This window comes from Acidimicrobiia bacterium (genome assembly GCA_041676705.1).
Taxonomy (GTDB): Bacteria; Actinomycetota; Acidimicrobiia; order Acidimicrobiales; family SKKL01; genus Actinomarinicola.
This window is the reverse complement of record JBAYRL010000023.1, coordinates 1-9,389: the sequence shown is the minus strand read 5'-3', so window position 1 is coordinate 9,389 and position 9,389 is coordinate 1. Positions and strand designations below refer to the sequence as shown.

At 49.3% G+C, this 9,389-nt stretch carries 11 protein-coding genes; 8 read left to right on the top strand and 3 right to left on the bottom strand.

The window, feature by feature from the left end; genetic code table 11:
* Window positions 1–120: 120 nt before the first annotated feature.
* Complete coding sequence (locus WC184_13250) at window positions 121–597, top strand: hypothetical protein (GenBank protein MFA7478834.1); 477 nt, start codon at window positions 121–123, stop codon at window positions 595–597.
* Window positions 598–996: 399 nt separating this feature from the next.
* Complete coding sequence (locus tag WC184_13245; GenBank protein ID MFA7478833.1) at window positions 997–1,641, top strand: ribonuclease H-like domain-containing protein; 645 nt, start codon at window positions 997–999, stop codon at window positions 1,639–1,641.
* A gap of 150 nt (window positions 1,642–1,791) precedes the next feature.
* Here the strand turns inward: WC184_13245 and WC184_13240 are convergent, their stop codons facing one another.
* Window positions 1,792–2,142 carry a hypothetical protein gene (locus WC184_13240; GenBank protein MFA7478832.1) on the bottom strand — a complete coding sequence of 117 codons (351 nt, stop codon included), beginning with the start codon at window positions 2,140–2,142 and terminating at the stop codon, window positions 1,792–1,794.
* A gap of 130 nt (window positions 2,143–2,272) precedes the next feature.
* Between WC184_13240 and WC184_13235 the strand changes: the two genes are divergently transcribed.
* The 4 genes from WC184_13235 to WC184_13220 all read left to right on the top strand — a co-directional run bounded on the left by WC184_13235 (window position 2,273) and on the right by WC184_13220 (window position 6,510).
* Entirely contained in the window at window positions 2,273–2,605 is a 333-nt protein-coding gene (locus WC184_13235) for a hypothetical protein (protein ID MFA7478831.1), read from the top strand.
* Window positions 2,606–3,062: 457 nt separating this feature from the next.
* Window positions 3,063–4,667: a RelA/SpoT family protein gene (locus WC184_13230; protein ID MFA7478830.1), complete on the top strand. Its 1,605-nt coding sequence runs from the start codon at window positions 3,063–3,065 to the stop codon at window positions 4,665–4,667.
* A gap of 276 nt (window positions 4,668–4,943) precedes the next feature.
* The gene (locus WC184_13225) at window positions 4,944–5,777 is read left to right on the top strand and encodes a hypothetical protein (protein ID MFA7478829.1); all 834 of its coding nucleotides are present in this window, start codon (window positions 4,944–4,946) and stop codon (window positions 5,775–5,777) included.
* A gap of 178 nt (window positions 5,778–5,955) precedes the next feature.
* The gene (locus WC184_13220) at window positions 5,956–6,510 is read left to right on the top strand and encodes a type IV toxin-antitoxin system AbiEi family antitoxin domain-containing protein (protein ID MFA7478828.1); all 555 of its coding nucleotides are present in this window, start codon (window positions 5,956–5,958) and stop codon (window positions 6,508–6,510) included.
* Window positions 6,511–6,567: 57 nt separating this feature from the next.
* On the opposite strand, the gene WC184_13215 is transcribed toward WC184_13220, so the two are convergent.
* Both WC184_13215 and WC184_13210 read right to left on the bottom strand, forming a co-directional pair.
* Window positions 6,568–6,891: a hypothetical protein gene (locus WC184_13215; GenBank protein MFA7478827.1), complete on the bottom strand. Its 324-nt coding sequence runs from the start codon at window positions 6,889–6,891 to the stop codon at window positions 6,568–6,570.
* Between the two features lie 321 nt (window positions 6,892–7,212).
* Window positions 7,213–8,109 (bottom strand): hypothetical protein, encoded by an 897-nt coding sequence (locus WC184_13210; GenBank protein ID MFA7478826.1) that lies wholly within the window; start codon window positions 8,107–8,109, stop codon window positions 7,213–7,215.
* Between the two features lie 184 nt (window positions 8,110–8,293).
* On the opposite strand from WC184_13210, the gene WC184_13205 reads away from it, so the two are divergent.
* Complete coding sequence (locus WC184_13205) at window positions 8,294–8,530, top strand: hypothetical protein (protein MFA7478825.1); 237 nt, start codon at window positions 8,294–8,296, stop codon at window positions 8,528–8,530.
* A 264-nt stretch (window positions 8,531–8,794) separates the two neighbouring features.
* On the top strand, window positions 8,795–9,040 hold the full coding sequence (locus tag WC184_13200; GenBank protein MFA7478824.1) for a hypothetical protein: 246 nt from the start codon (window positions 8,795–8,797) through the stop codon (window positions 9,038–9,040).
* The last annotated feature ends 349 nt before the right edge of the window (window positions 9,041–9,389 follow it).

Here is a 9,389-nt window from a genome sequence, read left to right as displayed (position 1 = left end):
CTGTTTAACATCGGGTAACAAACTGTTTAGCTGCTATGCGGGTGTTGGGTGTGACAGCCTTGTGAAGGTTTGTGTGTTTAGAGTGCTTATAGGGCTCAGTGGCCTCTATACTTCTTTGCCATGGAAAACGATCGCAGCATTCCAACTGGTCCCGACCCACAAAACAGGGACCCGGCACAAACCCGCCCATCACCACAAACCCCAACTAGTAACCCCGAACCCGCTTCGGAGGGAAGCGTCGAGTCACCCACACGACACTCAAGTATCGTTGTAGATGGTGTAGGGGGACATTTTGAGGCGTTTCAAACGAAACTTGGGTGGCTGCAACTTTTGTTGGAAAAACTACCCGCAGGGCTGCCTCTAGTGTTTGAAACAGGAAACGAGGCTGCCGCTGTAGGTTTTCCGGCGGTGTTAAACATTTGGGCTGATCTGCGCCCACCCAACAAATTTAGTGGTGTGATCCCTGTGTTGGTTGAAATGTTTGGTCCGTCAATATCGGGGGTTACTAAAGCAGAAGAGTTACGAAGCGAAACTGGTATCGAAACGTGGGGCAACGCACAGATCACAGTTGTTGTTTGGGGTGCTGAGCTTTCCTAACAACCCAACAGAACAGATAGCAATCCGCGAACAACACCTGATAAGAGCCAGTTGTGTTGTGTTGTGTTGGGGTTCGGTGAATAGTTAATTGTTGTTTTGTGCGGTGCTGGTGTTTAGTGGTCGTGTGTTGTTTTTGACCGCAGTTTTGATCTGCCCATGGTAGGGTACTGCTAGGTGTGTTGCGGGAGTTGGGGGTTACTGTGGGGCGTCAATGGTTTCTGGTGTCCAAAACAACTGGTTTTGGGTAACACAAAAAACAAGTTTTGTTTGTAGGATGGCAAACACCAAGTAGGGAACCGTTATCACATCCCCTAAAAGGTTTAAGACCGGGGTTTTGGAGTTGTGTGGTTGTGTATAAATGTTTGCTGTTCAGCATTCTAGAAACTTGAACGAAAGTTGGTGACTGTGACACGTTTTGTGGCGTTAGATATCGAGACGGACACGAACGCTGTGCCGGTAGATCCTGATATCCCTGGGGGTTTGGACCCTAGAGCTGGTGGTATCACTTCGATAGCGTTACATTCCAAGGATGAAACGTTGCTGATCGATGGTCATAACGAGAGACGGTTGTTGCTAGTTTTAGCGGCATGGTTTCGAGAATGTGACCGGAACACGGTGTTTGTTTCGTGGAACGGGGCTAGTTTTGATTTCCCGTTTCTGGCTGCACGAGCAACACAACAAAAAGTGTTGTTGCCGTTAATGTTAGAACTTAACCCGAACCTAGTTCCCAAGTATGGGGCGCTTCCAGGTTTTGAAGGGGGTTACACGGTGGAGGTTGCTAACGGTTACGGTAACATTTTACACCATGTTGATATAGCGTATCTTTATAAGGAGTTCGCTGAAACACAAGGTGTTAGTTGGTCGTTGAAACCAGTAGCGCAACATGTCGGTGTCGATATGATTCATGTTGATCGTGAGAATGTGGCTGGGTTGTCGGTTGGGGAACGGGTAGCTTACAACCTGTCAGATGTTGTAGGTACCCTAGCCCTTACCAACATGCTGGTTGAGAAACATTCTGTTGAATGGTTACTTGATCAGCGTTAATAACTGTTTGGCTAGTGTTTAAAAACTAGTTGTATCTCATTTTTGACCCTTGCCGGGTTGGGATGTTGTTTTGTAGGGGCTAAACCATGTGGTTTGGCCCCTATCTGTGTTTAGCTACACCGCATAGATGTGTGTAGAGGGTGGCTAGGGTTAAACAGTGGGGTGTTGGTTTGGTGGGGTGTTGGTGAGTTGTTGTAACTGTTTATGTAGGGTTGTGGTAGCGGTTTGTCGGGTGGTTGGGTTAGGGGCACAAAACAGGTTGGTTTGGGATGCTAAAAACTCTGCAATCGTTTGAGAATCTCTTTGTGGGGTGGGTGGTGTGTTAAGTTCAAAATAGTTTGTGTGGAACACCAGCATCGATAGAAGCCCAGCTAGTTGTGCTACTTCGCGACTGTCATACACACCAGAGTTGTCAGGGATGTTCGGGTTGGTGAGACGGGTTTCTAGCTGGTTTAGAACAGTGGCTAGTTGTGCGGTGATCTGGTCAATGTTTAGAGCCATAACAGGTTCCTTTCATAGTTTGGTTCCCCGAGGACTGTTATGTGGCTAAAGAGGTGCGCACACCCCCAGTTTTGGTGGCGGGTTGGTTGGGTGCGCCTAGTTGGGTTGGTGAGCTAGAAAGGTTGTTGTTGTGAAAGTACAGTTAGTTTATAAAACACAAGGTGTGCCAGCTGGTGAGCTGGTCGCCAAGGTGCCTGCGATTCAACACCGCTGGTTAGGTTTAACACCAGATTTGGGCACAAATCACGCTCAAGCAGTGGTGGAAAGCGGGTTTGGGTTGTGGGAAGCTACGATCACCAAGCATGGGGTTGTGGTGGTAACTGTCACCCACCCAAAGTTACCAACAGGGTTCGCTTTCGATCCTGAACTAGAACCCTATCCTTCGCTAGATAGTGTAGGTGAGATTGTTGAAGAGTTCGCTAAAGCTGGGTTTGGTGGCCAACACGGTTTGGATGGCTACTAACCCCCGTTCACGGGATCATATGTGGGGCACATACTATTTGTGGCACATACTATCCATAACTAACACTATCCACGATCACCCCGAACACCAGCACACCACCCCAGCAAAAGTGAGGGAGTTGTGTTACAACTGGTGCGTTAAAAACCAGCGGGCAGCGCGTTGCAGCTAGAGGGGTCTTAAAAACCTGTCTAAACGCTCAAACCACCCAATGTTAGCTGGAGGGTGTCGTAGCACCGCGGTGTAGAACCGCTCCCAGGTGTTTGTTTGCAGCTGTCTGAAACTGGGACATGTTCTTGTGGCGGTATAGCTGGTTATCTGCTCTGGAGGGTGGTTGATGGAAGGTTGTTCTGGTGTGTAACCACCCGGCAGCGTACCAGGTTGTGGGTTGAGGTGTGGGGACCTGGTTGGTGGGGGTTGTTTGGTGTTTTTGTAGAGACACGCACCGTATCAACATATTATGGTTAACGTTAACAGTGTTTTAGATGTGTCTGTGACAGGTTGTGTGGATGATGGTACGGTATTTCGTTGTTTAGATTGGGAAGGGGTGTTACCGCAGGGGTTGGTGTCATCTCCTGGTGGGGTGTTGGTGTCCAAACTGATCCGCGAGTTGCGACAAGCCTGTTTTAGGTGTGACCCGGAGTTTGATTTAGGTTTAGTGGATGCTGGGATCCGTTTAGCTCTCGACGCTCACAGCGACCAGAAACGGTTATCGGGGGAACCGTTTGTGACACACCCTTTAGCTGTCGCTAACATTTTAGCTGGGCTTGGTGTTTCAGCGCCGGTAGTTACCGCAGCGGTTTGTCATGACGTGTTGGAAGACACTGGTGTCACAGTTGAAATGTTAACGAAAGCGACTTCTGTTGAAGTTGCGCGTCTAGTTGAAGCGGTTTCTAAAATTGTGGTACCAGCTTCGGGTGGGGTTGATTCTCAGGCTGCCACGTTACAAAAAATGTTGACCGCCGCTCTTGGCGACCCGAGGGTTGTGTTGATCAAATCAGCTGACCGTTTGCACAACATGCGAACTTTAGGGGTGCTACCCCCAGAGAAACAGGACCGTATTGCTTTAGAAACACGGGAAGTGTATGCGCCTTTAGCGTTCCGTATGGGGGCATCGGTTATTGCGAGAGAGTTGGAAGATTTAGCGTTCCAACGGTTAGAACCCGAAATGTTTGGGATGGTGTCGCAACTTATTGCCAGGCTGTCACCGCAACGCGATGCCATGCTAACAAAAGTGACATCAGAGTTGTCCCGTGAGCTAAAGGCCGCCGGGTTGGAATGTGTTATTTCGGGGCGGACAAAACATGTGTGGTCTACCTACAAAAAGGTTGTGAATCTCGATCCGGGTGACTGGGACGAAATGCTTGGTGTGTGGGACCTCGTAGGGGTGCGGGTGGTGTGTGAAAATGTGCGGGATTGTTACGCCACGTTGGGGGTAGTGCATGAGTTGTGGCGGCCGCTACCAAACCGGTTCCGTGACTATATAGCATCCCCAAAGTTTAACTTGTACCAGTCGTTACATGTAAACGTGTTGGGCCCTGGTGGGGTACCTGTTGAGATCCAGATACGTACCCAAGAGATGCATGAGCGGGCCACGATAGGTGTCGCTGCTCATTGGGCATACAAAAAAGGTGGTCCGCCTACAACCCAGGATTTAGAATGGATGTTACGGCTTGTGGAGTGGCAAACCACAGCTGACACAGCTGAAGAGTATTTAGAAGCTGTTGTAGCGGAACTCACCGAGGACGAAATCCAAGTATTTACCCCTTCTGGGGAGATGGTGTCGTTACCTTCTGGTGCTACAGCACTAGATTTTGCTTACCAGATCCATACCGATATTGGTCACGGCGCTACCGGCGTTAAAATTGATGGGCAGCCAGGGTTGTTGACAGGGCAGCTACAGCCAGGTGTCACGGTACAGGTGTTGGGTGGTCGGCGTAGCGGCCCTGATTTGGAATGGTTTCGGGTTGTTCGCACCCCTAGAGCTAGGGAAGCGATTAAACGTTGGTTTGGGAAAGCCGCCCGGCAACTAACCAACGAACCCACAACCCCAACCAGCCAGTAAGCAGTTTGGGAACCCGCGAAACGTTTCGTTTCCACCCCCGACTGTTAAACCTGAACACACCCACCCCCTTTTTTGTGGGTTTGGTAGCATCATTCAAAGTTTAGTCACCCAGGAGGTCTTGGGGGGAAGATAACAGTGTCTATAGCACCACACCTTCACAGCTAAATCGCTGTGGGCGACCAAAAAAGGCTAGACATCTAGCAGGGGTGGGTTGCTGTTTTGGGGTTGTTGTGGGTTGGAGTGTGTTCCGGGCTGGTTGGGACACTATTTGGGTTGATGAGCACAAAAATATTTAACGGTTACCAAATACATCTACCCTCTGGCACCGATCTGTTCGACTTTGTTGAACAGATCACCAAACCATTACAAGAAACCTACCAAAACCTCTATACCCAACGGGCCATCTTAGACGCTGTGGTGTTATGGGACCATGCCCAGCGGGTAACACAAGGGCTTGAACCTGACAGTGATGAAGTAATAGATGACTCTATGGTACCTGTGGCGATAGCGGAGCAACGTATGTGGGCCAGGCAGCGTCGCATTGTTGAAACCGGGTTACGTGACCCGGCCTACGATTTCGGGTTTAATGTGACGTTTTTAGCGGGCCGTGACCAAAACCAGGTGTTAACTTCCGAGTTGTATGCTCTTATCTATACGGAACAACAAAACCTGGTAGATGTGTGGGAAACCCAAACCGGGGTAGAAAACTATGGGTATTGGGACAACACAGATAAACCTGAAGAGGTTTCGGAGCTTGAGTGGGACACCCGCCGTGAAGTATGGGACCAGATACTTGGCTATAACAAACCCGTCACAAAAGGTTTAAGCTGGTCTTTGGTAGGGGAAGGCCCTAACCTTGGGTTCATTGTGTCGTTAGATAGGTCTTCGTCACAACAAAAAGAACAACTCACCCCGTTTTTACCGTCGTTAGAACAACGTGCCCATGAGATAGCGTTACGTACCACCGAACTATCTAAAGAAGAGTTCGAAACGGCAGGTTGGGTCCGCCTGATCATAAACAAAATTGAGGAACTTAAACCCAAGCTAGTTGAACAGTTACCTCAAATTGGGGTCGAAACGCTTTTTGTGCCGTTTGAACCCCAACCATAAAACACCGGACAGGTCAGAAACATCACTGACACAACCCAACAAGTCTTAAAATGGTGATTGACGGGGCACACATTTCTGTGTGTCCCGTTGTTTTTATGGTTCGGAAGATGTTGGGGGTTGGTACAACCACCCTCACCAGTTGGTGGCGCAACTATACCGTTTTCGGTATAGTTGTGGCATGGCTGTTGTGGGTTTTAAACCAACTTATAGGTGTGTTCTTCGAGAAGTGGCTTTAGATCAGTACGGGTATGTTACGACCAGTGATGCGCGTAGTTGTGGGGTGCCTGTTGTGGAGCTACCGAAACTTGCTGCTCGGGGTGGCCTTAGACGGATAGCTTACGGGTTGTACCGTTTTGACGATATTCCCTCAACTGATCAGGATCTTTACATGGAAGCAACGCTTAGAGTTGGGTCTGATGCTTATCTGGCTGCAGAAACAGTTTTAGCGTTCCATAACCTTGCGTTTGTTAACCCGTTGCGGATTAGTGTGGTGACTTCTAGACGGGTACGTGCCAAGCTGCCAGGTTGGGTTAAAGTTGTGTCACAAACAAGACCTGTTGAGATCGTTGAGTACGATGGGATACGTTCCATGAGTGTTAAGGACGCTCTTTTGGGATGTGTTGGGCATGTCATGCCTGAACGACTTGTCGAAGCGTGTTATGAGGCCACCAACCAAGGGTTGTTGGATCGTAGAGACACCCAACATGTTTTAGCTAAAATTAGGAAACCATAGGTAACGATGGTTTGGTTACACACAAAAAAATAGAGGGCCACTGGGGCCCTCAAACGGTCAGGTTTCTTTCAGGGATGCTTGGATCCCGTTGCGGGTAACCATCCCACAAAGGTTAGTGTTGGCTTTATACCAACGTGGATAGTCGCGTGTTTTTATAGCATCCACCATTTGGTGGACTTCCGCTGCGAGTACCTCAAACCTAAATTTGCCGTTTAGATGACCGTCCACATCTAGTTGGTGTAGGTCTTGTAGAACGGCTTCTGCAGCTAGCAGGTATCTCGGGCTTGCGCCCTCATCCTGCATATTGATTTCGTCTGTAAAGCGCTCATAATGCGCGGTGTTTTCGAACATGTCGATAGCGTCGCTAGTTAACACAGTCATTTTGTCTCCTTTGTGCCCCGGATATCGGGGCTAGTAACACGACGCACCTTGGGAGCGTCCTGTGACGGCGCAACAGCTGTTAGTAGTTTGTATAGGTGGAGAAAGACGTGTTTGAAGGTGTAGTAGTTGGGTGCCTGTTGGAGAGGTGTATGGCAGGGTTTGAAGAGGCGCTGCCTCACACCAAAAATATTTGTGGGGGTAACTAAACCCAAAACGGGTTGGTGCGGTAGCAGTAAGGGTGTGTCCTCTTAGGCAAGGTTCGCTATAAAGTTGTCTATGGTACGGTTCTGTAACTTGAGTTTGGGTGGTTACAGCGTTGGTTTAGGTTGGGTTGTGGGTGATGTGTGTTGAGGTTAGGAGTTGGGTGTGTTGTTGTAAATGGTTGGTGATGGTTTGTACTGTTGGTGTGATGTCAGCGTTGTTTAACACAACTAGGTTAAATCCGAGATAGTTGTCTAATGCGCATTCGTTGGGGTCGTGTAGTGTTGTGGTGTCTGGTGTGAAACCGTCGCGGTGTTCTATTCTTGCGATCCGTATAGGCTCAGTTGTTTCTATACGGCAGGTGAAGAGTCCTAGGGTTTGTGCTGGGCCAACTTCGTTGGGGTAACGTCCGCCGGTTAGGAACGCTGTCTGGTTTTTGGCGATTGTTTGGTATACGGACTGGAAATATTGTTTGGTCCAGTATTGGGGGTCGTAGCTACGCCGGCCGGCGTCTGCTAGGAACTGGAGCGCTGCCCGGTTTTGGGGTGTGCGGCTATGGGGGCTGATAGTTTCACCGGTTTGGATTTGTGGGTACAGCATTTCTGTGAGCCGTGCTGCGGCTAATGTAGGTAGACCCATGTAGCCTGCTAGGGCTTGCGCTGCTTTTAACGGGGTGTCTTGGTTGTGGGAACATTCGGTTAGAAGCCCTAACACTTCAGCGTATTCTTTACGGATCGGGTCCGAGGTTTGGTGGACATGGCCTGGGCTTATTCCAAGTTCGGGGTGGTTAGTGAAATAGGTGTTTAGCTTGGCGGCTAACACGTCTTTCCCTGCCCCCATTTTCCCTGACAACACAACCCCGGTAGCTGTCCCACCACATAACACATCAACAGCTGCTACAGCAACAGGTTTAGATATTTCTAACTGTTGCGCTGCGGCTAGCATTGTAGCTGGTGAGGGGGTTGTAGTCATGTGACGTAACACCACCCCGGAGTGTTCATCCCAAATGTTTCCCATAACCCTATAGTGTTAGTTTTTACAGGTTACGCAATCGGCTTCCCAACAAACCAGGTAGGTGTGTTACCACACAGTCAACAAGTATGTAACAGGGGTGTAGCGGATGTGGTTGTTAGTTCTCGGTAGTGTGAGACGGTTGGGGTGGTGGTGTGGTTTAGTAGCCCGGTTAGGCACCATAGAACCTGTGGAAACGTTAAATAGCGGAACGCTACATGATGAACATTCGGCGGGTTTAGTTGGCGAGCTAGGCCAGGTGTTAGCAGATCTGGTGTTGTTGTCAGATAAACTTGTCGTCGCAGCACAAAACACTGGGCTTGTTAGAAAATATGAAGACGTGGTACAGGTCTGTGCTGGTATCGTCGCGTTGCAAAGCGACGCTTCTCGTCTCTTAGCTGCCCACAGCAAACTCGTCCCCCACTAAAAAACATCTCACAAAAACCTATCCTCGACAAGGGCTAGTGGTTTTTGTGAGTACTGGTTGGTGTCCCTACCCCAACAAAAACAGGCCTTGTAGTGTCTTGATAGGTGGTAAGAGGTGTGGTGTGGCAACCCCGCAAAACCAGCCGGTTGGGGGTTAGCACCTTAAAAGCTGAACCTGTGTTTCGGGTGGGGTTTGGTGAATCGTTCCTAGCTGTCACTGTTCTTCTAAGAACTATCCGTTACAGAAAAAGTTAGGAACACAAAAATGTTTGGTGAAGGTAAAGACCATCCGAAAAATGTGCCCAGTAAAGGCACCTGGGTTGAGGTACGAACCCGGAGGAATGAAACGTTTCGAGGTAGAGTACGGTTTGCTTCGCGTGAGCTAGGTAAAATCCGTTTAGCTGAAGGTGCCGGGTTTTGGGACGTGCCTCTCAAACATGTGGCAAACATAAAAGAACTGGCAGCCTTGAACAACACCCAAAGAGTCGCTACGGCCACACCCAGCCCATAACCCCAAAACCCGTCCCTATCAAACAAGCCTCTTGTGACAGGGTGTTCACACCTCAAAAACGTGTTGGTGACACGCGCCCCAAACCAACAAAAACACAACACCCGACACCCTGTGGGCACACAACATAACACGGTAACCACAAAACAGGCTGCTAGTTATTTGTGAGGGTGATAGGACAATAAACCCGCATGTCACCTACCACACCAACCCCCGCCGGCCCTGCTTTTGTTCGTAGGGGGTTAACTCTTGTAGAGATCATTTTGGGGTTGGTGGTGGGTGCGCTTCTGGTGTTCGCAGCGTTCGTGTCATTCCAACAGGTTTTCACTAAAACCCGTGAACATGCTGAACT